At 58.4% G+C, this 22,601-nt stretch carries 21 protein-coding genes; 13 read left to right on the top strand and 8 right to left on the bottom strand.

The features are described 5' to 3' along the window. Positions 1-238 precede the first annotated feature (238 nt). The 3 genes from ABUA09_RS11875 (at position 239) to ABUA09_RS11865 (ending at position 2,782) form a co-directional block, all read left to right on the top strand. On the top strand, positions 239-1,492 hold the full coding sequence (locus ABUA09_RS11875) for an MFS transporter (protein ID WP_208319170.1): 1,254 nt from the start codon (positions 239-241) through the stop codon (positions 1,490-1,492). Positions 1,493-1,570: 78 nt separating this feature from the next. Further along, positions 1,571-2,488, top strand: a complete 918-nt coding sequence (locus ABUA09_RS11870) for a nitrilase-related carbon-nitrogen hydrolase (RefSeq protein ID WP_208319169.1) — start codon at positions 1,571-1,573, stop codon at positions 2,486-2,488. A gap of 60 nt (positions 2,489-2,548) precedes the next feature. Beyond that, on the top strand, positions 2,549-2,782 hold the full coding sequence (locus ABUA09_RS11865) for a DUF5785 family protein (protein ID WP_208319168.1): 234 nt from the start codon (positions 2,549-2,551) through the stop codon (positions 2,780-2,782). A gap of 281 nt (positions 2,783-3,063) precedes the next feature. Here ABUA09_RS11865 and ABUA09_RS11860 read toward each other — a convergent pair whose 3' ends face one another. Further along, positions 3,064-4,434, bottom strand: coding sequence for a PepSY1/2 domain-containing protein (locus ABUA09_RS11860; RefSeq protein WP_195608557.1), 1,371 nt, complete (start codon positions 4,432-4,434; stop codon positions 3,064-3,066). A 294-nt stretch (positions 4,435-4,728) separates the two neighbouring features. On the opposite strand from ABUA09_RS11860, the gene abc-f reads away from it, so the two are divergent. After that, the gene (gene abc-f, locus ABUA09_RS11855; RefSeq protein WP_349949379.1) at positions 4,729-6,333 is read left to right on the top strand and encodes a ribosomal protection-like ABC-F family protein; all 1,605 of its coding nucleotides are present in this window, start codon (positions 4,729-4,731) and stop codon (positions 6,331-6,333) included. A 296-nt stretch (positions 6,334-6,629) separates the two neighbouring features. Here abc-f and gltX read toward each other — a convergent pair whose 3' ends face one another. Then, positions 6,630-8,096 carry a glutamate--tRNA ligase gene (gltX, locus tag ABUA09_RS11850; protein ID WP_058118764.1) on the bottom strand — a complete coding sequence of 489 codons (1,467 nt, stop codon included), beginning with the start codon at positions 8,094-8,096 and terminating at the stop codon, positions 6,630-6,632. A gap of 159 nt (positions 8,097-8,255) precedes the next feature. On the opposite strand from gltX, the gene trpS reads away from it, so the two are divergent. The 4 genes from trpS (at position 8,256) to ABUA09_RS11830 (ending at position 12,453) form a co-directional block, all read left to right on the top strand. Further along, the gene (gene trpS / locus ABUA09_RS11845) at positions 8,256-9,269 is read left to right on the top strand and encodes a tryptophan--tRNA ligase (protein ID WP_033116810.1); all 1,014 of its coding nucleotides are present in this window, start codon (positions 8,256-8,258) and stop codon (positions 9,267-9,269) included. A 45-nt stretch (positions 9,270-9,314) separates the two neighbouring features. Beyond that, positions 9,315-10,415 (top strand): MraY family glycosyltransferase, encoded by a 1,101-nt coding sequence (locus ABUA09_RS11840; RefSeq protein ID WP_349949378.1) that lies wholly within the window; start codon positions 9,315-9,317, stop codon positions 10,413-10,415. Further along, positions 10,412-11,560, top strand: a complete 1,149-nt coding sequence (gene wecB / locus ABUA09_RS11835; RefSeq protein ID WP_279203766.1) for a non-hydrolyzing UDP-N-acetylglucosamine 2-epimerase — start codon at positions 10,412-10,414, stop codon at positions 11,558-11,560. The genes ABUA09_RS11840 and wecB overlap by 4 nt, the downstream gene beginning before the upstream one ends. 101 nt (positions 11,561-11,661) lie before the next feature. After that, positions 11,662-12,453 (top strand): hypothetical protein, encoded by a 792-nt coding sequence (locus ABUA09_RS11830; RefSeq protein ID WP_033116821.1) that lies wholly within the window; start codon positions 11,662-11,664, stop codon positions 12,451-12,453. Here the strand turns inward: ABUA09_RS11830 and ABUA09_RS11825 are convergent. The 3 genes from ABUA09_RS11825 to ABUA09_RS11815 are packed head-to-tail and all read right to left on the bottom strand — an operon-like array spanning position 12,432 to position 13,691. Then, positions 12,432-12,872: a hypothetical protein gene (locus ABUA09_RS11825; RefSeq protein WP_052082531.1), complete on the bottom strand. Its 441-nt coding sequence runs from the start codon at positions 12,870-12,872 to the stop codon at positions 12,432-12,434. The genes ABUA09_RS11830 and ABUA09_RS11825 overlap by 22 nt on opposite strands. After that, entirely contained in the window at positions 12,865-13,377 is a 513-nt protein-coding gene (locus tag ABUA09_RS11820) for a hypothetical protein (protein ID WP_195615399.1), read from the bottom strand. The genes ABUA09_RS11825 and ABUA09_RS11820 overlap by 8 nt, the downstream gene beginning before the upstream one ends. Before the next feature lie 44 nt (positions 13,378-13,421). Then, positions 13,422-13,691: a hypothetical protein gene (locus tag ABUA09_RS11815; RefSeq protein ID WP_033116435.1), complete on the bottom strand. Its 270-nt coding sequence runs from the start codon at positions 13,689-13,691 to the stop codon at positions 13,422-13,424. 72 nt (positions 13,692-13,763) lie between these two features. Here ABUA09_RS11815 and ABUA09_RS11810 point away from each other — a divergent pair, with 72 nt between their 5' ends. The 4 genes from ABUA09_RS11810 (at position 13,764) to ABUA09_RS11795 (ending at position 18,672) form a co-directional block, all read left to right on the top strand. Beyond that, the gene (locus ABUA09_RS11810; RefSeq protein WP_058117944.1) at positions 13,764-14,237 is read left to right on the top strand and encodes a metallophosphoesterase family protein; all 474 of its coding nucleotides are present in this window, start codon (positions 13,764-13,766) and stop codon (positions 14,235-14,237) included. Positions 14,238-14,276: 39 nt separating this feature from the next. Next, the gene (locus ABUA09_RS11805; RefSeq protein ID WP_033116437.1) at positions 14,277-15,062 is read left to right on the top strand and encodes a type III pantothenate kinase; all 786 of its coding nucleotides are present in this window, start codon (positions 14,277-14,279) and stop codon (positions 15,060-15,062) included. A gap of 23 nt (positions 15,063-15,085) precedes the next feature. Further along, a complete protein-coding gene (locus tag ABUA09_RS11800; RefSeq protein ID WP_227151628.1) occupies positions 15,086-16,459 on the top strand; it encodes an MATE family efflux transporter in 1,374 nt (457 codons plus the stop codon). 338 nt (positions 16,460-16,797) lie between these two features. After that, positions 16,798-18,672 (top strand): DUF4914 family protein, encoded by a 1,875-nt coding sequence (locus ABUA09_RS11795; RefSeq protein ID WP_033116438.1) that lies wholly within the window; start codon positions 16,798-16,800, stop codon positions 18,670-18,672. A 111-nt stretch (positions 18,673-18,783) separates the two neighbouring features. Here the strand turns inward: ABUA09_RS11795 and ABUA09_RS11790 are convergent, their stop codons facing one another. Further along, the gene (locus tag ABUA09_RS11790; RefSeq protein ID WP_208319165.1) at positions 18,784-19,410 is read right to left on the bottom strand and encodes a CatA-like O-acetyltransferase; all 627 of its coding nucleotides are present in this window, start codon (positions 19,408-19,410) and stop codon (positions 18,784-18,786) included. 3 nt (positions 19,411-19,413) lie between these two features. Next, positions 19,414-20,058: an endonuclease III gene (nth, locus tag ABUA09_RS11785; protein WP_279203785.1), complete on the bottom strand. Its 645-nt coding sequence runs from the start codon at positions 20,056-20,058 to the stop codon at positions 19,414-19,416. 190 nt (positions 20,059-20,248) lie between these two features. On the opposite strand from nth, the gene glyA reads away from it, so the two are divergent. Further along, the gene (gene glyA / locus ABUA09_RS11780) at positions 20,249-21,490 is read left to right on the top strand and encodes a serine hydroxymethyltransferase (protein WP_279203787.1); all 1,242 of its coding nucleotides are present in this window, start codon (positions 20,249-20,251) and stop codon (positions 21,488-21,490) included. Positions 21,491-21,580: 90 nt separating this feature from the next. Here the strand turns inward: glyA and ABUA09_RS11775 are convergent, their stop codons facing one another. Beyond that, positions 21,581-22,531: an AEC family transporter gene (locus tag ABUA09_RS11775; RefSeq protein WP_058117939.1), complete on the bottom strand. Its 951-nt coding sequence runs from the start codon at positions 22,529-22,531 to the stop codon at positions 21,581-21,583. Positions 22,532-22,601: the final 70 nt, after the last annotated feature.

The raw sequence follows: 22,601 nt of genomic DNA, 5'->3' as shown, positions 1-22,601 counted from the left end.
GAAAACATCCCTGAAAGCGTCTGTTCCGGATTTCGGCGATGAAAGGCGGATGACGGCCTTGTTTTTCATGCTCCAATGCCGGGCAATGACGTTGGGCCGGGAGTTATTGAAAAGCGCCGAAAGGATGTGTTAAAGTCGTGGCACGGAGGCGAACGGCCCGCATCGGTGAGGCGCGGCGCGCATCCGCTCCCGGCAGAGTTTGCTCCGCCGGAATCCAAAAATGAAGGAGAGAGAAAACATGGAGAGTTCACGATATCCGGCGTATTACAAGTATGTCATCCTTGTGGTATGCAGCGTGTTCCTGGCCATGGTGTATGTGACGCTGAGCACCTGGGGCGTTTGTTCCCCCATCTTCCAGGAAAAGTTCCAGCTGTCCTCCGCCCTAGCCATGGCCGGCAGCGCCACCTTAATGGCAGGCTACGCCATCGGCAGCTTTCTGGAAGGACGCATGATGGCGAGCATCGGCTGGCGTAAGACCTTCCTCTTCGCCATGGTGATGTTCCTGGTTCCCATCTTCCTGATCCCCCAGATGACCAATTACACCGTTATCCTGGTGCTGCGCTTCATGCAGGGCTTCGGTCTAGTAGTCACCATCACCAACTCTATGGTCTGCGGCTGGTTCCCCGCCAATCAGCGCGGCCTCGCCTCCGGCATCCTGCTGGGTTTCATCGCCCTTGGCTCCGCCGTTGGCAGCATGCTGCCCGGCGTTATCACCCCAAAGTTCGGCTGGCAGGCTAACTTCTACATCCTGGGCGCCGCGGTAGTCGTCGGTACCGTCCTCTTCCTGCTGCTGGTCAAGGATCCCCCCGCTCTGGACGAGGGCGGCGACGGCGCAGAGGAAAAGGTCATCGTCAAGCTCAAGCCCGGTCGGAGCGTTTACAGCCACCCCATCATGATTATGCTCGGGTTTGCCATGTTCTGCGTGTTCTTCAACGTATACGGCATGTATTCCTTCCTGAGCACCTACCTCTATGACATGGGCTACGCCACCGCTCAGGTGGGCAGCATCGGCTTCTGGAACGGCCTGATTGGCCTGATCTCCACCCCCTTCGGCGGCTGGATCGGCGATGCGCTCATCAAGCGCGGTATGCCCACCATCCGTGCCCGCGCCTACTCCATGGGCGTCGTCGCCTTCCTGATTGGAGCCATCGGCTGCATCCTGATGCCCTCCATGGCTCCCGTGAGCCTGACCATGGCCGTCATCCCCGCTATGCTGGCCGGCTGGGGCTGCCCTGCCGCCAACGGCCCCATTTGCTCCCTGCCCTCTGACGTCTTTGGCGCCAAGATCGGGGGCGGCGCGGTCGGCTTCATCCTGCTGGTCGCCGGCGCCGGCGGCGTGATCGCCCCCATCGCTGTTCCTGCTATCGCCTCTGCCTTTGGCTGGAACGTCGGCTGGTATGTCACCGGCGCTGCCGCTCTGATCGGCCTGGGGGTCTGCCTGTTCACCCCCACCCTTGCCGAGCGGGCTGAGAAAAACTGGGTTTCCATGTAAGCACTGTCCCTGAACCTTTTGTTTATCCCCGCTTTAGTGCGGTCAATAAACACAAGCCAAAATGAAGGAGGAACTTTTATGAACATCGGAAGTACCCACGCCATCACCGGTAAATTTGAGACCGAGGCCCTGAGCGTTGTCTGTCTGCAGACCGCTCCCATCAGCGCCCAGACCATGGACGATGTCCAGAAGAACACCGACACCATCTGCGATTTTATGGACAAGGCCGTCGGCGGTTTCCCCGGCGTTGACCTGATCGTCACCATCGAGTGCGGCCTACAGGGCTTCGGTCCTGACGTCCTCACCGACAACGTCCTGCTGGACTGGGATTCCCCCCAGATCAAGCAGCTGCAGAACAAGTGCCGCGAGCTAGATGTTTGGGGCGTGTTCGATCCTATCTTCAAGGATGTTGACGGCCACAAGAACTGCAACACCGCCATCATCATCAACAACGAGGGTGAGATCGTCCACAAGTACGTGAAGATGAACCCCTGGACCCCCGGCGAAGCCACCCAGCCCGGCTGGGCCTGCCCCACCACTCCTGGTCCCAAGGGCTCCCGCCTGGCCACCATCATCTGCGCCGACGGCGACTATCCCGAGGTCTGGCGCGAAGCTGCCGACAATGGCGCCAACGTCATCATCCGTGTGTCCCACTACATGGCTCCTTGGGACAAGGCTTGGGAGATCACCAACAAGGCCATGGCCTACACCAACCAGTGCTACGTGGTCGGCTGTAACTCTGTGGGCATCGACGAGTGCTACAGCTACTTCGGCCGCAGCATGATCCTCAATCCCGACGGCACCATCCTGGCCGAGGCCCCCATGGGTCTGCCTTGGCTGATTAAGGCCGACCTGTATCCCTCCGTCGTGACCAAGAACCACGAGCAGCAGGTCACCAGCAACTTCCACTGGACCTACAAGCACCGCGGCGCTTCCCATCCCAGCGTGGCCGGCGAGGGCAAGAATCTGGACGAGTACCAGAACAAGAACTCCTGAGCGGGCATCAGCGGACATCAAACGTGAGATCACATATTTGAGATAGGAGGATAACTCATCATGAAAAAGTATTACATGGCCGCGGTTCACAACGCCGTCCGTATCTTGGAAGCCGGTGATATCAGCTTCCCCATCACCAAGGCTGACCTGCTAGAGGTTGTTGGTGACAAAAATATCCAGATCGATTTTGATAAGGTCATCACCATGAAGGAATACTGCAAGAACATCAAGAGCGATCATTTTGCTAACAAGGCCCAGTTCTTCAACGCCCTGTTCGGCGCTCAGCTGGTCTGATCGAAGTACCAAACCTTCCCTATTTGGTGCGAATTTGCGCGACACGCCCCCAAAGCGATGGCTTTGGGGGCGTCAGCGTGTCAAAAAAGCCTTGCAGAGTTCGTGCCCGCAGGCGCGAAGCAATTTAAATTTGTTTTCTGTCGCGACATGTGCGTGACAGAAAACACTTCTCGGCTCGCAAGTGTGGAATTTGTCCGCCAGAGGCTGACAAATTATGCGGGCAGTGAGCCGCAGCCTTTTGTCGGAAAACCCCGAAGGGGGTTTCCGACAGGCTGTCTCTTTTATATGACCAACGTGCCGCTCTCGTCTTCCAGAAGAATCAATATTTTCTCCTCCTGGCCGGTCTGCGCGTTCACGTATACCAGAATATGCTGCCCCTCCTCGTTGCGGCACTTGAACTCGTGACAGAGGACCTCATATTCTCCGCCGGTGGGGATGAGAGAGAGCTGCTGGGAGAGCACGGTGAGGGCGGGAGAGACTACGTCACGGGCCTCCTCCTCGCTGACTGAGAGCACCGGAAAACTGCGGAGGGTGTGGTTCATCAGGTAGCCCTCGGACTCAAACCCCACCACCCGGCCGGTATCCAGTGCGATGGAGACCTTTACCAGGTCCGGATAACAGATCACTTCATCCTGAACCGCAGCGAAGTTGATGGTGAGTATGCCGCCCTGATCGATGAAATAGCTCTCACGCATCGCGGGATAGCCGCGTTTTTCCAGAAACTCCATGGCCTTGGCCACGGCCTTTTCCCGGGACAGGACAGGGGTCCCGGCGGCTCTGGAGCTGATGACCTGCATGACGAGTCCGCCTGCCTGAGTCACTTCCACATAGAGTTCGCCTCCATCCACGGCAGCGGAAAAGCCATAAGTGGGGAGCTTGCCCTCCCCGGCGGAGACCAGGGTAAAGATGTCGGGCTTCAAGTCAAGAAACTTGGCGGCCGCCAGGCGGGCCTCGTCCTGTGTGACGATGGGGCGCCCCTCCAGTACCCGGGCGGTACGTCCGGCGATGTGTTCGGAAAAGGGACCGTCATAGATGAGGGAGGGAAGCTCGGGGAAGTCGCTCTCAATGGTCTGATAGACCGAGCCGGCCACCTCCTGCCCGCCGCCTTCGGCGGCGGAGAGGCGGGCCTCGGCGGCCTCCACATCCTCCAGAGTGGCCGCACCGGCCCACAGGTCGGATTGGAGGGCGGCCACCTGGGCGGAGAGGGCCGAGGCGGCGGCGGAAAGGCCGCGGAGCCCCTCACGCTCCTCCTCCGTACAGCCGCCGTTGACTGCGGCGGACCGGGAGAGCGCCGCCGCATAGTCCCCGGTCTTGGCAAGAAACGCGGCCGTCTGTTCCAGCTCAATGCTGCCGTAGGGCAGCTCTCCCAGCGCCATCTGGGCGGACATCGCTTTCCCGAAGATCTGTGTGCATAGGGAGGTGAGCATGGCAGGAGATGTGGCGTAGATCCCCTTTTGGAGATCGGCATCCAGCTCGTTCAGACCGGTGGACAGCTCGGCAAAGGCGTGGCGGCGGCTGTTGGCGAGATAGCGCTGATAGGCCTCCGCCTTCTGGTGCCCCTGGATGGCCAGGCCGCCCAGTACGGCGAAGGCGGCCAGCAGAAAGCTGACTGCGCGAACCGTCCAGCGCCGTCCCCAGGTCCATTGTCTCATAAAAACGCCTCCTCATTTCCGGCATAGTTTACTCGTATCCTGTAGAATAACCCGATTGACAAAAGCTATTCCTCCGTGTTAGGATGAGAAAGAAAAAACAGGATTTGAGGTGGGAAGATGCGCAAATAACTTGCTGAACTGCTGCACAGTTTGGACAGGCGGCCGTGGCCGCCGGATTCCCTGTGCCCGTCGGCAAGCGACTGCGCTCCTCTCACGTTTTGCGCCATTGCATCAAAAATAGGCGCGGAGCGTGGCCGCTCCGCGCCTATTTTTATGCTTTTGGGGGCGATCTTGATGTCTTTGATCCATATTTCGCATCTGAACTTCACCTATGAAGGCAGCTGCGACCCGGTGTTTGAGGATGTGTCCGTTCAGTTGGACACCAATTGGAGGCTGGGGTTCCTGGGACGCAACGGGAGGGGAAAGACTACCCTCCTGCGGCTCCTGATGGGAGAGGGAGTGTATACCGGAACGATCTCTGCACCCGAAGGGTTCGACTATTTCCCCTTTGCGGTCCCGGATCCGGAAGAGGATGGACAGGCGGTGGCCGAGGTGCTCCGCCCGGGTCTGGAGCAGTGGCGGCTCCTGCGGGAGCTGCGGATGCTGGAGCTGGATGAGGGGGTGCTGTACCGCCCCTTCCGCACGCTTTCCAACGGAGAGCAGACACGGTTCCAGCTGGCACTGCTTTTTCTGCGGGATCACCGATTCCTCCTGATCGATGAGCCCACCAACCACCTGGACATGGCGGGCAGGGAGCTTGCGGCGGATTATCTGGCCCGCAAAGAGGGCTTCATCCTCGTCTCGCACGACCGGGCTTTCCTGGACCGCTGCGTGGACCATGTGCTGGTGTTCAACCGCACCGGGCTGGAGGTACAGAAAGGGAATTTTTCTACCTGGTGGGAAAACAGAGCGCGCCAGGACCAATTTGAACTGGCCGAGCAGGACCGCCTGAAAAAAGAGGTCAGGCGGTTGGATGAGGCGGCCCGGCGGACGGCCGCCTGGTCTGACGCGGCAGAAAAAACCAAACGGGGGAGCCGGAATTCCGGCCTTCGCCCGGACCGCGGATTCATTGGGCACAAAGCGGCCAAGATGATGAGACGCTCCAAAGCGGTGGAGGAGAGGCGCCGGAGTGCGGCGGAGGAGAAGTCCCGCCTCCTCAAAGATCTGGAGACGGCGGAGGAGCTGAAGCTCCACCCGCTGCGTCACCCCCAGAGGAGACTGCTGGAGGCGGAGGGGCTGAGTGCGGACTACGGCTCCGGGCCTGTGTGCCGGGAGGTCTCCTTCACGGTGGAACGGGGGGAGCGGGTGTCCCTGCAGGGGCCCAACGGAGCGGGCAAGTCCAGCCTTCTGAAGCTGATGCTGGGTCAGGAGCTTCCACACACCGGGACACTGTGGCGCGCAGGGGGACTCAAGGTATCTTATGTCCCCCAGGATGGCGCCTTCCTGCGGGGGGACCTGCGGAGCTTTGCGCGGGAGAGCGGGATCGACGAGAGCCTCTTCAAGGCGATACTGCGGAAGCTGGACTTTGAGCGGGCGCAGTTTGAAAAGGACATGGCGGACTACAGCGGAGGACAGAAAAAGAAGGTCCTCATTGCCCGCAGCCTGTGTCAGGACGCCCATCTGTACCTGTGGGACGAACCGCTCAATTTTATCGACGTCTATTCCAGAATGCAGATCGAGTCCCTGCTGCTGGAGTGCCAGCCCACCATGGTCTTTGTGGAGCATGACAGGGCCTTCTCAGAGCGGATCGCGACAAAGGCCGTCTCCCTTTGCCCTGCCGGACAGGGGCAGTCATTGCGGACAGCCCCGCCCCTGAAAACGCTGGAAGAGGTCGGAGAGAAAGTAGACCGCGCAGACAACCAGGCTCACCAGGGCGGGCAAGAACAGGAGGGCGAATAGAACCAGGCAGATACCGGAGTAAAAAACGGACTGAAGCAGCGTCAGCATAGAAATACTCCTTTCTGTATGCGGTTGGCAAAACAGCCAAATCCATTCTGGATTCCAATGTCCTTTGTGGTTAAAGTATACCACTTTTCGATGGGGAAGGGAAGAGAATTTGTATAAAATGTAGCAGCTTTATGTGAACAAAATAGAAAAAGGCCGCCGTCCTCCGGACGGCGGCCTTACCATATCGCTTGGAACACCCGACTCCTGCACCGGAAACATCCCCAGCGGGAAGGAGGGCAGGATAAAGGTTATCTGCTCAGCTTGTCCATGCCGATTTTCAGGCGGCGAAGCGTCTCCGCCCGGCCTAGGATCTGGCACAGCTCCACTGCGCCGCCGGGGGTGACCGCTTTACCGGAGAGGGCGGTACGGACCGGCCACATGATACGGCCGTTTTTGAGGGCCAGCTTTTCCGCCAGACCGATAAGGGCGTCATGGATGGCCTCATAGGTCCAGCTCTCCAGGGACTCCAGAACGGGGATGGTTTCCCCTAAGGCCTCCAGGGAGTTCTCCTCGGTGGTCTTCATCTTCTTGTGGACATAGAGCTCGGTGGAGTAGTCCGGCAGGGCGTCAAAAAAGTCCACCTGAGGGGCGATGTCCGCAAACGTGTCGCAGCGGGGCTGGACCAGGGGGGCGATCAGCTTCAGGTCGATGGCCGGGTTTTGGACCGCCTTTTTGAGATAGGGCTCGGCAACGGCGTAGAAACGCTCGGGGTCCATGGCCCGCAAATACTTGGCGTTAAAGTATTTGAGCTTTTCCAGATCAAAGATGGCGGGGGACTTGGAGATCCCCTCGATATCAAAAATCTCCGAGAGCTCGTCCAGGGTGAAGAACTCCCGCTCCACGTTCTCGCCCCTGGGGGACCAGCCCAGCAAAGTCACATAGTTGACCACCGCCTCTGAGAGGAAGCCCATGGACAGCAGATCCTCATAGGAGGGGTCGCCATGCCGCTTGGACATCTTGTTATGGGCGTCCCGCATGACGGGGGAGCAGTGGATATAGGTGGGCACCTCCCAGCCGAAGGCCTCGTACAGAAGGTTATACTTGGGCGCGGAGGAGAGATACTCGGAGCCCCGGACCACGTGGGTAATCCCCATAAGGTGGTCGTCCACCACGTTTGCAAAGTTATAGGTGGGCAATCCGTCGGATTTGATCAGGACCTGGTCGTCCAAAGTGGCGTTTTCCACGGTGATGTCGCCAAAAACCACGTCGTGGAACGTGGTATGCCCCTCGCGGGGGATCTTCTGACGGATCACATAGGGAACACCGGCGGAGAGTTTTTCGCCTATTTCTTTCTGAGAAAGGGTCCGGCAATGCCCGTCGTAGCCGCCGAGGCCATTCTCATTGTGGAGGGCGTCCAGCCGCTCCTTGGTACAGAAGCACCGATAGGCGTGACCGGTATCCAGCAAAAGCTGAGCATACTTTGCATAGAGATCCCGGCGCTGGGTCTGGATGTAGGGGCCGACAGGGCCCCCCAGGTCCGGGCCCTCATCCCAGTTGAGGCCACATTTGCGCAGTGTGGCGTAAATGACCTCGGTGGCGCCTTCCACCAGGCGTTCCTGGTCGGTATCCTCAATACGGAGAATGAACTTGCCGCCGCCGTGGCGGGCGATGAGCCAGGTGTAAAGGGCGGTGCGCAGATTGCCCACGTGCATATAGCCGGTGGGGGATGGGGCGAAGCGGGTACGGACCTCGCCGCGGGGGATGCGGGCCTCCATAGCGTCGAACCACTGTTTGTCCAAAGTAAATTCCTCCAAAAAGATTCCTGATGTCCCTCCATTTTAATCGTGCGGGGAAAACTTGTCAAGCAATGATGGATGTGGTATGATACCTTGGTATGCAACTGTGTACAGACGACCTTTTTAGGGGTGTGCAATATGGAAAATGAGAATCAGAAAAAAGTCATCCTCTCCGGCATTCAGCCCAGCGGTGAACTGACACTGGGCTCTTACCTGGGGGCCATCAAAAACTGGGTGAAGCTGTCGGATGAATATGAGTGCTATTACATGCTGGCGGACCTCCACTCCATCACGGTCCGTCAGAATCCGGCGGACCTGCGCCGGCGGACGCTGACACAGATCGCGGCCTATATCGCCTGCGGCCTGGATCCGGAGAAGAACACCATCTTTATCCAGTCGCACGTCCCCGCCCATGCGGAGCTGGGCTGGGTGCTGGACTGCTACACCATGTTCGGGGAGCTCTCCCGCATGACCCAGTTCAAGGACAAGTCCGCCAAGAACGCCGACAATATCAATGCGGGACTGTTTACCTATCCCGCCCTTATGGCCGCCGATATCCTGCTCTATCAGGCCGATCTGGTGCCTGTTGGAGAGGATCAGAAGCAGCATGTGGAGATCTGCCGCGACATTGCCAACCGCTTCAACGGTGTCTACGGCGAGACCTTCCGGATCCCTGAGCCCTTTATCCCCAAGGTGGGCGCGCGGGTGATGTCCCTTACCAGCCCCGGGAACAAGATGTCCAAGTCCGACAAGGACCCCAACGGCTGCGTCTATGTGCTGGAAAAGCCGGAGGACATCATGCGCAAATTCAAAAAGGCGGTCACCGACAGCGATACGGAGCGGTGTGTGCGCTATGACCGGGCGGAGAAGCCAGGCGTGGCCAACCTGATGACCATTTACTCGGCCGCCACCGGCAAGACCTATGAGGAGATCGAGCGGGAGTTCGACGGCAAAGGCTACGGCGCGTTCAAGCCCGCCGTGGGAGAGGCCGTGGTGGAGCTCTTCCGCCCTATCCGGGAGGAGACCGAACGGCTTCTGGCCGACAAGTCCTATTTGGAGTCCGTCTACCGTGCAGGAGCCGAGAAGGCGGGCTATGTGTCCAACAAGACGCTGCGGAAAGTCTATAAAAAGGTGGGCTTCGTGGCCCGCTGAGGCGGAACGCGGCCTTTGCCGTCCAAAAAGGAGCAAGGTTTACCAATGAATACTGATTTGCAGGCCATCGGCTGGGTGGCCGCGGCCTTGGTCACCGCTATGGTGGTGGCCCTCATCACCACGCCGGTGGTCCGTGCCCTGGCGTTCCGCGTGGGGGCGGTGGACGTCCCCAAGGACAGCCGCCGGATGCACGACCATCCAATCCCGCGGATGGGCGGCTTGGCGATTTTCTTCGGCTTTATCCTCAGCGCCATTATCTATGTGGAGATCACCCCTCAGTTCCAGGGGATGATGCTGGGGGCCGTGATCATCGTGGTCCTGGGTATTTTTGACGATATCTATGCCCTCGGGGCAAAATTCAAACTGCTGGTCCAAATCGCGGCCGCCCTGGTGGCGGTCCACTTTGGAAATGTGATCCAGATTATCTCCAATCCCAACGTACTCTCGCCCAATCCCTATTGGGATCTGGGCTGGCTGGCGGTGCCCGCCACCGTTTTATGGATCGTGGCCATCACCAACGCAGTAAACCTGATCGACGGGCTGGACGGACTGGCCTGCGGTGTCTCCACCATCAGCTCTATGACCATGCTGGTCATCTCCCTGGCGGTGGCAGATGGGCCGGTAGCCGTCATTATGGCCGCACTGGCGGGGGGATGCATCGGCTTTCTCCCCTATAACCTGAATCCCGCAAAAATCTTTATGGGGGATACCGGGTCCACGTTCCTGGGCTTTGTCCTGGCGGTCATGTCCATCCAGGGCCTCTTTAAGTTCTATACCATCATCTCCTTCGCGGTGCCTTTTCTTATGCTGGGCCTGCCCATTTTTGACACTTGCTTTGCATTTATCCGCCGGATCGCCCACGGACAGAGCCCCATGCACCCTGACCGGAGCCATGTGCACCACCGGCTCATCGATATGGGCTTTAACCAGAAGCAGGCCGTGGCCGTACTCTATATCATCAGCGCCATTCTGGGCCTGTGCGCGGTGGTGCTCACCACCAGCGGAGAGCTGAAGGCCATGCTGCTGCTGGCACTCTGCGCCGCGGGTGCGGTATCGGGGCGTATTTTCCTCAGCAACAATGAAAAGCGCCGCTCTGAGGACAAAGCGGAGTCCCCGGACACGGCCGACAAGGGGGAAGAGCGGTGAAAACAATCCGTGTGATGACCATCTTCGGCACCCGGCCGGAGGCCATCAAAATGGCGCCGCTGGTGAAGGAGCTGGAGGGCAGGGCGGGCGTTGAGAGCCTGTGCTGTGTGACCGCCCAGCACAGGGAGATGCTGGACTCCGTGCTGCATATTTTCCAACTCACGCCGCAGTACGATCTCAATATCATGGAACCCCGGCAAACACTCTCCACCATTACCAGTAAGTGCCTGCTGGGCGTGGAGCAGGTCCTTCAGGAGGCAAAGCCCGACCTGGTTCTGGTCCATGGGGATACGTCCACCACATTTTCGGGCGCGCTGGCGGCCTTTTACCAGCGGGTCATGGTAGGGCATGTGGAGGCGGGACTGAGGACTTATGACAAGTATTCTCCCTTTCCAGAGGAGATGAATCGGACACTGGTGGGAGATATCGCAGACCTGCACTTCTGTCCCACCAGGGCCAACCGGGAGAATCTGGAGCGGGAGGGCATTGCAGACGGCGTGTTCATTACGGGGAACACAGTCATCGATGCAATGGCAACCACTGTTGTAAAGGATTATCACTTTTCAACAAGACTGCTCAATGAATTGGACTATGACCGAAAAAAAGTGATCCTGGTGACGTGCCACAGACGGGAAAATTACGGGGCGCCCATGGAGCACATCATGACGGCGCTGCGCCGCCTGGCGGAGAGCCACGGGGAGGTGGAGTTGGTCTATCCGGTCCATCTCTCCCCGGTGGTGCGGGAGGCGGCGGAAAAATATCTGGCCGGCCATCCGCGCATCCATCTCATCGATCCTCTGGATGTGGAGGAGATGCACAATCTGATGGCGCGGTGTTACCTGGTTATGACCGACTCCGGCGGACTGCAGGAGGAGGCGCCCGCCATGGGAAAGCCGGTGCTTGTCCTGCGGCGGGAGACCGAGCGGCCCGAGGCCATTGCGGCCGGTACCGTTCAGTTGGCCGGGACGGAGGAGGAGACCGTTTTTCGCTTGGGGGCGCGGCTCCTGGAGGAACCGCAGGCTTACGAGCGTATGGCCCATGCGGTGAATCCCTACGGCGACGGGCATGCGTGCAGGCGCATCGCGGACGCCATCGAGTGGAAATTCGGGCTGCGCGGAGAGCCGCCGGAGATGTTCGGGACGTGAATGCCGCAGCGGTCGGTCGTAAGCGGCGGGACCAGTGGAATCCATGGGCTCACAGCGGGGGAGAAATAGCCCCCAGCCGGTGGAAGGGGAGGTGAATGGGCATGGAACAGAAAAACAAGGTGTTCCTTGCACTGCTCATCGCCCTGGTGATGGTGGTTGCCATCCTTTCCAGCTTTGGGCTCAACTTTTTTTCGGGGGACCAGCCGGAGATTGTCCTGCCCTCGCCTGTAATCACCGATTCTGGAGAACAGAGCGCGGACGACCCCACGGCAGGAGGCGGCTTTCTCCCGGTGGATGTGACGCCTGAAACGGTCCAGAGCGTCATTGCCACGCTGGAGCGCCCGGAAAATTACTATCGGGCCATTACCATTGAGGTGGCCACGGGCGGCGATACGACCGGCAGCTTTTATGCCCAGGTATGGGTGGACGGAGCGTGGACCCGGGTTGAGATGGCACAGCCGCTGCGCGCCATGGGGCTGCAGTACACCATTATATACCTGGACAAGGATACGGGGAAGGGCATGCTCTACCGGTGGTATGGGGGAAATAACAGTGTGAAGAGCTGGGCGGTGGATGAGCGGGGAGCCGACCTTGCCCAGCACATCCCCACCTATGAAGAGGTGCTGGAACTGGAGCCGGAGCGCATCGTGGAGGCCGGATTCGGAGAGCGGGATGGGATGTCCTGCATCTATGTGGAAACCGACATAGATGAACTGGGCTATCTGGAACGCTACTGGATCTCCACAGACAATGGGCTGCTGGTGGGCGCGGAGACGGAGAAGGAGGGACAGATCGTCCTGAGTATGACCTCCACAGAAGCGGACGTCCTGCAACAGGAGGGAAACTTTACGCTGCCCGACGGAACGGTCCTCTATGAACCGGACTCAGGCTGATCCTTCTTGTCCTTGCCCCCCAGGCCAAGGAGAAGCAGGAGCCCCAGGGTTATGACCATCTCCAGATCGTCGCCGTCGATAAAGAGGAAAAGGATGATGAGGAGCAGGAGGATGTCTCCTGTATCCAGATCGTCCAGCTTGAAACTCTTCATGAGTCCCGAGAGCCAGGAGGGCTTTTTATCGCCGACCGCCGCCCCCCATGTGGGCGGCGGCTGCTGTCTCTGCTGATGCTCCTGATGGGGATTCCTCCCATCATGGCGGGGCGCCTCCTCCGCGCGGGGCGGCGGCGTTTCCGCCTGACGGCGGGGCTCCGGGGACGGTACGGGACTGCTTTCCGGACCGGGATGGCGGAACGGAGGCGCGTCCTCCTCCTGAACACGGGTATAGGCTGTGCCGTTTGGGATATATCGGTTATACATGCTCTTGTCCGCCTCCTTCCTTGAAGAGCTGGAAGGCCACCCGGATCACACGGGACAGTTTTGCAACCTGAATGGCGCGGTCTACTTTGGCGAAGCGCTCCTCTTTGACAAAGGGGCGCAGGGCGGTAAGAAGAGCGGTTTTCCTGTCGTCGGTGCTGCCCAGCTCAGAGAGCAGCCGCATCCCGGCCTGCAGGACCCGGGGGTCCAGATCCCCCAGAGCGGCCAGGGGATTGGAGGTGGGGGGCCCCCCCTGATGCCCGCCCCCGCCCGTGAGACCGCCCAGCATATTCATGATACCGGAGAGGTCCGGAAGCTGTGTGGAGGGCGCGGCAGAGGCGGGGGACGCAGGGGCGGGCATAGACTCCACGGGCGGCTGTATTGGGGGCTGAGAGCCTCCCTCATCGCCGCTGTCCCCGGTGAGGGAGCGGGCGAGGGACATGATCTGACCCATGGCCTCAGGATTCCCGAGGACGGCATTCAGTTTATCCGCGAATTCGTCGGCCATGGACATTCCCTCCTGTCAATGCAACGCTTTGCCGGCCAGCGGCCTTATTTTGGAACGGATTTGTTGATGCGTTCCACTACCTTGGCCCCGTTGGGATCCTGCATCAGACGGTTCAAAAGTCCCTGGAGCTGGGAGGCGTCGCCCTTCATGGCAGCCTCCGCCGCCGCTTTCAGACCGCCTCCCTGGTTGAGCATTGTCATAAGGGCCTGTGTGTCGGGAGATTTGACCAAACTCTCCACAGCCGCCTTATCCTTGAGCAGTTTGGCGGCCTGAGGGCTGTTGAGGACATTTCCGGGCTGTTGCTGTTTTGCCATAGGATATCCCTCCATTGATTCTATGAATGGGCTCAAAGTATTATATGTGACTTTCAGAACAAGGTGACTGATATGAAAATCGTCGTTTTTTCCGATTCCCACGGGGCGGTCTCCAATATGGAGGACGTCATACGGCGAGAGCACCCGGAACTGGTCCTCCACCTGGGCGACCTCTGCCGGGACATCGAGGAGATCCAGCGCCGCTTCCCACAGCAGACCATCCAGAACGTATGCGGCAACTGTGACGGCTTTACCGAGACACCGGATCAGCGCATTTTACGCGTAGAGGGGAAACGGATCCTCATGATGCACGGCCATCGCTACAATGTCAAGCTGACCTATGCCTCCGCGGCCTATGCCGCCCGGGAGGCGGAGGCGGATATCCTCCTTTTTGGGCACACGCATATCCCCTACTGCGAACAGGTGGACGGCCTGTGGATGCTGAATCCGGGGAGCTGTGGGGGCCGCGGCGCCACGTATGGCGTAATTTCTCTGGAAAATGGAGAGGTAATGTGCTATACTGTCGGAATAGCACCTGAACGATAACGGCTGGAGCGACTGCTCCGACAAGAGGTGGGATTTGAAATGCTGCTTGCGATTGATGTGGGGAACACAAATATGGTGTTCGGCATGTTTGAGGGGGAGACCTTCACCGGGAGCTTCCGTCTCATGACCGACGCCAACCGGACTTCCGATGAGATCGGGTTGTCCGCCTGGGAGTATTTTCAGCGCTTCGGGCTCAAAACCGAGGATGTGGAGAATGTCATCATTGCCTCGGTGGTGCCCCAGGTGATGCATACGCTCACCAATGCCATGGTGAAGTATTTTGGAAAAACGCCCATCATCGTGGATGAGGATGTGGACCCCGGCCTTCCCTATGGCGTGAGCGGGGATGAGCGTTTGGGCGCCGACCGTTCCGTGGCCTGTATTGCAGCGCTGGAGAAATACGGTGCGCCGCTGGTGGTGCTGGACTTTGGGACAGCCACCACCGTGGATGCGGTCAACCGTGAGGGCGCCTATATGGGCGGATGCATCACCGCGGGGATTCGCATCTCCGCCGACGCGCTTTTTATGCGGGCGGCTATGCTCCCCAAGGTGGAGCTGGTAAAGCCGGAGACTGTGCTGGGCTGTACTGCGGTGGGGCAGATCCAGGCCGGGACGGTGCTGGGTTACATCGGAGCCATGGAGTATCTGATCCGGATGGCCAAAGAGGAACTGGGCGCGCCCGACGCCCACGTGGTCGCCACCGGAGGCTTGGCACGCCTGATCGCGGACAATACGGGCCTGATCGACACAGTGGACGGCCGCCTGATTCTGGACGGCCTGCGAATCATTTATCAGCGGTACAAGGAGGATCATCTTAAAAGATAGGGAAAGAGAGGAGGCAGGAGCGTTTGCCGAAACAGCATCAAGCGGTCGATATGACGCAGGGGGATCCGCTGGGACTTCTGGTGCGGTTTTCCCTGCCGCTGCTGGCGGGTAATGCTTTCCAGCAGCTTTACAACATGGTGGATTCCTGGGTGGTGGGCAACTTCGTAGGTACCACTGCACTGGCCGCTGTGGGCATCGGATTCCCGGTCATTTACCTGCTCTCCTCTCTCTTTATGGGGCTCTCCATCGGCGGAAGCGTGGTAATCGCGCAGTTTATGGGTGCGGGGGACCGGGAGGCCGTCCGGCGGTCTGTGAACACGGTGTATGGGGCGGTGATGGTGAGCGTCGTCCCGCTGACGCTCTTTGGGGTGCTCATCGCCGGGCCGATCCTCCACCTGATCCGGGTGCCCGCTGATGTATACGATCAGGCCCATGTCTATCTCCAAGTGATTTTTGCCGGTATCATCGGAAGCCTGGGCTACAACATCAATGCGGGTATCCTCCAAGGTCTGGGGGACAGTAAGACGCCCCTGCTCTTCCTGGCCACGGCCTGCGTGGTGAACATCGTTCTGGACTTGGTGTTTGTCCTTGTGTTTGACTGGGGCGTTTTCGGCGTGGCTTTTGCCACCATCATCGCCCAACTCTGCTCTTGGATCTTCGGCGTGTGCTACGTCAACCGGAAATATGATTTTATCGCCATCAGGCCGCTACATATTTCGGTGGACAACGTACTTTTGAAACGAGTACTGAAGCTGGGTGTCCCCTCCGGCATCCAGCAGTGCCAGTTTTCTGTGGCGATCCTGGTGCTCCAAGCCCTGATCAACGGTTTTGGAGCGGAGTTCGCAGCGGGTTTTTCGGCGGCCAACAAGGTGGATACCTTTGCTTTTATGCCTGTGGACAGCTTCTGTCTGGCTGTTACGACCTATGTGGGACAGAACGTGGGCGCCGGTCGGCTGGACCGTGTGCGGGAGGGGGTGCGCAAGGCGATCCTTCTGTGCGTGGGAGTATGCCTTGTCATGTCGGTACTGGTCGTGCTCAATGCGGAACGTCTGATTATGCTTTTCAACACGGACCCGCTGGTGGTCGCCTCCGGGCGCGCCTACCTGCTGCGGGTGGTGAGCCCCATGTTTCTAATGGCCATTATGTATCCCATCAACAATGCGCTTCGGGGTGCGGGAGCGGCCATCGTCCCCATGCTCTCCTCCGTCGTGGCGCTATGGGCGGCCAGGGTGCCGGCGGCATATCTGCTGGCCCATTTTTTCGGCCCGGAGGAGCTCTATTGGTCCTACTCCATTGGGTGGGTCCTTGGCGTGATCATCAGCGGTACGGTCTACCTGCGGGGCAGGTGGAAGGAGCGGTGTGTGGTGCACGTCCGGGATATGGAGGCCATCCTGTAAAAAGCGGCGCGTAAAAGCCTATGGAACACCGGGGCGTCCCGTCTCTTTCCAAGAGACGGGACGCTTTTCCATGCCGACGCATAGATAGAGACGGGATTATGAAGCCATCAAAGGGCCGGATTGCAAAAAGGAAAAGAAAATTTTAAGTGTGGTTCAGTTGAGGTTTGGGGGTACGACAGAGAAAAGCCTTGCAGAGAGCGAAAATTTTACACTCGGAAGCAACGGAAGTTTGCGGCGCTCCCCTTGACAAAGCGTGCATCTTACGGTAAAGTTAGTTTCAAATGATACTTTGCTTCGATGGCAAACGAAGAGTGAAATGAAAGTGAGGCGCCATTCAAATGAATGTTTTGCTGGAAAAATTCACTTTTACGCCTGAATTGACCGAAATCATCAACAATAGCCCCAGCGTGATCGTACCGGACAGCAAGGAAACGCTGTACGAGCTCATCTTCGGCAACGAGCATACCGATAAGATTGAGGTGCTCTATGATGTGAACGGCAAGCCGGTGAAAGAGGCTACCGTGGTTCGTTGCAAAAACGGCGCAGTGGTCAACTATATGGAGGACTATATGCGCCGTCGGGACCCGGACTGTATGCGGGTGGCGGATGAAGAGCCCACCGACAAGCCGCGCTTTGAGGATGTCTATGGCTACGATTTCGGCACCCTGCGGGTGGAGACCTTCCGATGGCTGGCACGGCAGGAGCTGATCATCGTCCCCTTCAAGGCCGGCGGCTATGACTACGGCTATGACTCTATTTTGGTCTGCCCCCGGAACGCGGCCTTCTTTGCCTTTGCCCTCTCGCAGCTCCAGGCCTTTGTGAATGCCAAGGAGGTGGACCACTTCAAGCCCCGCTCCGTGATCTATGTGGCCCCGCCCTTCCGGCACACACACTTTGCGGGCAAGCAGGTGGTGGTCCACAGCCGCCACCCGGACCTGCATGAGATATTTGCCTACAATTTGTATCCAGGTCCCTCCGCCAAAAAAGGGATCTACAGCGTGCTGCTGGACATAGGGGAGCAGGAGGGGTGGGTCACCGCGCACGCCTCCGCCGCCCGGATCATCACCCCATACGAAAATGAAATGGTGATGATGCACGAAGGGGCCTCCGGCGGCGGCAAAAGCGAGCTGCTCCAGGATGTGCAGAGAGCTGCCGACGGTCGTGTTCTGCTGGGGACCAATATAGAGACCGGAGAAAAAACCTACATCAGCATGAGCGACACCTGTACCATTGAGCCCGTCACCGATGATATGGCCATCTGCCAGCCTGGATTTCAAAGCAAAAGCGGAAAGCTAGCCCTCTTTGACGGAGAGGACGGCTGGTTCATCCGGGTGGACGGCATCACGGAGTACGGGTCCGACCCGCTCTATGAGCGCATCTCCATCCACACGAAAGAGCCGTTGATGTTCTTCAACATTGAGGGCGTGCCCAGGGCCACCTGCCTCCTCTGGGAGCACACGCTGGATTCCGACGGTACCCCCTGTCCCAACCCCAGAGTCATCATTCCCCGCCGCACCATCCAGCATATCGTAAACAAGCCGGTAGAGGTGGATGTGCGGAGCTTTGGCGTCCGCATGCCCCCCGCCACGGAAGAGCATCCCAGCTACGGCATCATGGGGCTGATGCATATCATCCCGCCGGCTTTGGCCTGGATGTGGCGTCTGGTGGCGCCCCGCGGTTTCAATAATCCCAGCATCAGCGGCAGCGCCAAGCTGGCCAGCGAGGGCGTGGGCTCCTACTGGCCCTTTGCCACAGGCAAGCGGGTCCGTCAGGCCAACCTGCTGCTGGAACAGATCCTGCGCTGCAAGAATACCCGCTATGTGCTGATCCCCAACCAGCATATCGGCGTCTATCAGATCGGCTTCTCCGCCGAGTGGATCTCACGCGAGTATCTGGCGCGCCGGGGCGGCGTCAATATGAAGATGGACCGCCTGGTGCCTGCCCGCTGTCCGCTGTTGGGGTACGCGCTCAAGGAGATGAAGGTGGACGGACAGCAGATCAGCTCCCGCTACCTCCGCCCCGAGCGCCAGGATACCCTGGGTGTGGAAGGGTATGACAAGGGCGCGGAGATTCTCTACCATTTCTTTGCCAAAGAGCTGGAAGTCTATGATGTGGAGGAGCTGCACCCGGTTGGGAAAGAAATCCTCAAGTGTTTCCGGGAAAATGGGACCATTGAGGACTACTGTGCCATCATTCCTTTGGGATTGGAATAATGGAAAATGGGAAATGGACTGGGGGCCCCCTCACCGCGGGGCCCCCGTCACTTTCAGAATCTAAAAATCATTTTGAAACAAGCCATGATACGGAGCGGACAGCGCTGGAAGCTAAAACGCGTCGAGGAAGGCTTGCACGCCGTTGACCAGCTCCCCCAGATGCCATCCGTCCAGAAGCCGGTGGTTGAGCTGCACAGAATAGGGGAGGAGCAGCCTTCCATCCCGTGCTTCGTATTTTCCCCAAGTGACTCTGGGAATAGAGTCGTCCGGGTTGCAGTCCATCTCATTGCTGAGGCTGGTGAAAGACAGCCAGGGAAGGCAGGAGATATAGACCAAGTCGTCCCGTGCCTCCTCCGTGCCGGCAGGAAAGGGTGCATGCTGCACTGCAACCTGGTGGGAGCAACGGGAACAAAATTCTTCCAATGTTCCACCATAGGGAACATTGACGATTTTCAACAGATGGGTGTCCCCATTCGGAACCACAAAGCTGGGGTCCAGGTGGTCGTGCAGGATGATCTGTTCCCCGCGAATCTTGTAGAGAAAGTCGGGCAGTCCGTTCATGACATGCAGCGTGGCGTAGATCAGGGCATAGTAAAAGGAGAGGCCGCGGGCTTTTGTGTGTCGATGCAGTGTCGTAACGTCTAAAGAGGTGGTGACATTGTAAAAGGGGAAAGAGAGGCCGGAAAAAAATTTGAATTGTGCTCTGCGGGGCCACTGCTCCAAGTCGACGTAATCCACAGCTCAGCCCACACCTTTCTGGAAAAAGTCGCACCAGGGACGCAGGGTACAGTTCTGACAGTCAGGCCTTCTGGCCATGCATACGGCGCGACCATGGAGCACCAGCCGGTGACAGAAATCATTGGACTCTTCGGGAGGGAGCACTTTGCGGAGCTGCGTTTCCACTTTGGCCGGGTCTTTGGTGCCGTCCGTCAGGCCCAGCTTGCCGGAAATGCGGATACAGTGGGTATCCGCCACCACCACGCCCGGCTGATGATAGACGTCGCCCAGGATCAGATTGGCGGTCTTTCTCCCCACGCCGGGGAGCTTCAAAAGATCATCCATGTTGTCCGGCACCTTTCCGCCGTATTCATCCAGCATCATCCGGGCGGCGCCCACAATATCGCGGGCCTTGGCCCGGAAGAAGCCTGTGGAATGGATATAGGTCTCCACTTCACTGATGTCGGCTTCGGCCAGAGACTCCAGGGTGGGGAAACGGGCAAAGAGGGCGGGCGTCACCATATTCACACGCTCGTCGGTGCACTGGGCCGCCAGACGGACGGAAAAGAGCAGTTCATAGGGTTTGGGATAGTCCAGGGAGCAGATCCCGTCCGGGTAGAGCTTTTTCAGCTCCGCTATGATGGAGAAAACATCCGCTTTTGTTTTCATTCCGATTCACCTCGTCTATCAGAGATATAGAACACATAAGAGAAGTATTCTTTACCATAATACCATAAAAGCAGACGGAATGCGACGGGGTTTTTCATGGTATGTCAGTTGTATTTCTCGGAAAGATTCGATATAATACCCAATATAGCTCTTTCACACACTACTTACTTAGAGGAGAGGTGCGACGGCAATGGTACAGGAAATGATCGACTTTCTTTCCACCAAGGACCCAGAGGTGGCAGCCACCGTGGCGGCTGAATTGGCGCGTCAGCGCAGAAACATCGAGCTCATCGCGTCGGAGAATATCGTCAGCGAGGCGGTTCTGGTGGCCATGGGCACGGTGCTCACCAACAAATATGCCGAAGGATACCCCGGCAAGCGCTATTACGGCGGCTGCCAGGAGGTGGACGTTACGGAGAATATCGCCCGTGAGCGCGCCTGCAAACTTTTCGGCGCAGAGCATGCCAACGTCCAGCCCCACAGCGGTGCTCAGGCCAACTATGCCGTCTATGCGGCGCTGTGCGAGCACGGGGACACGGTGCTGGGCATGGATCTCTCCAATGGAGGCCACCTCACCCACGGCTCTCCCGTCAACTTTTCCGGCAAGAACTACCACATGATCTCCTACGGGCTGGGGGCTGACGGACGCATCGATTACGACCAGGTCCGCGATATGGCAAAGCAGCACAAGCCCAAGATGATCATTGCCGGCGCCTCCGCCTACCCACGGGTCATTGATTTTAAGACTTTTGCAGAGATCGCCCATGAGGTGGGGGCCTACTTCTTTGTGGACATGGCCCATATTGCGGGGCTGGTCGCCGCGGGCCTCCACCCCTCTCCCGTGCCCTATGCCGATGTGGTGAGCACCACGACCCATAAGACGCTTCGGGGCCCCCGGGGCGGTATGATCCTGTGCAAAGAGGAGTTTGCCAAGAAGATTGATTCCGCCATTTTCCCCGGCTCTCAGGGCGGGCCTCTGGAGCATATCATCGCCGCCAAGGCGGTGGCCCTGGGGGAAGCGCTTCAGCCCGAATTCAAGGATTATCAGAGTCGTATCCTTAAGAATGCCCAGGCACTGGCAGCAAGCTTGACGGAGTCCGGCTTCGATCTGGTCTCCGGTGGAACGGACAACCATTTGATGCTGGTGGATCTCCGCAAGGCAAGGGTGACCGGCAAGGAGATGGAGAAACGGCTGGACGAGGTGAACATCACCGTCAACAAAAACGCGATCCCCAACGATCCTGAGAAGCCCTTCGTCACCAGCGGGATCCGTGTGGGTACGCCGGCGGTCACCACACGCGGATTCCGTGAGGAGGATATGAAGGTCATTGGTGAGCTGATGTGGCAGACCGCTACTGATTTTGATGCCAAGGCAGAGGAGATCCGCGCAGCCGTGGCCGCGCTTACGGAAAAGTATCCCCTCTACCAGTAATAAAACAAAAAGAATCCATGGAACGGCCTCCGGATGGGGGGAATGATTTCCCCACACGGAGGCCGTTATGGTATCATGTTCAAAAGAGAACTATATCAGGCCAAAAGATCGACTGAGAAAAACCCAAAAGGTCAAAGAGAAAGCGGAGAGCACCGTGGTGGAGACCACTGCGCTGGAAGCAAGCACGCCGTCTCCGCCCATATTTTCCGCCATAACATAGCCCGTGCTGGTGGTGGGGGAACCCTGCATGACCAAAACGGCGGCCAAGTACTCTCCGCGCAGCCCCAGCGCAACGCAGATTGGGAGGAAAACGCCAGGCAGGACCATCAATTTGATAAAAGTGACGGCCAGTGTCGGTTTGATTTTTTTCAATGCCTCTGTGCCTTGAAAACTGGCTCCGATACAGACCAACGCCTGGGGCATGGCCATATCGGCCACATATCCCATTCCTCGCTCCAGCATGAGGGGAAAACGGATTTCAAACCAAGATGCGGCCATGCCTAGGAGGATGGCCAGGAGAATGGGGTTTGTGACGATGTCTTTTCCGGCCTTCAGAAGGTTCTCTTTCAAAGAACTCTCTTCATGGGTGGGACCCTCCAGGGTGAGGATGAGTACGGCAAATACATTAAAGAGGGGAACGCTGCCCACCATCATCATAGGAACAACGGCGCCGGAGCCGTAAATATTTGTGACCAGGGCCATACCGAGAACGGCGACACTGCTGCGGTATCCCGCCTGAACAAAAGCGCCTACCATGTGGCGGTCTTTTAGGAAGATACGGGCGCCGATCCAAATGCCGACTGCAGAGAGCACAGTGATGACCGCACAGAGCAGGACAAAACCACCGCTGAAATTGTCCCGCAGGCTGGTCTCAGTCATCTGTACAAAGAGCATGACTGGAAGTGTGATCTTGAAGTTGAAGCGATTACAGACGGAAACAAAGTGCTCATCCAGAATGCCAATCCGGCGCAGGATATACCCCAAAAGGATGACCAAAAAAACCGGCGCAGTGGCATTTACGCTGTAGAAAAAACTTTCCAAGGCATGATTCCCCCAAAATATAGAGTATAAATTGAGAATATCATACTCCTAAACAGCATATATCGTCAAG

This window comes from Intestinimonas sp. RTP31139st1_F5_RTP31139_211217, assembly GCF_040226735.1.
Lineage (GTDB): Bacteria > Bacillota > Clostridia > Oscillospirales > Oscillospiraceae > Intestinimonas > Intestinimonas butyriciproducens.
This window is presented reverse-complemented; position numbering and strand designations above follow the sequence as displayed.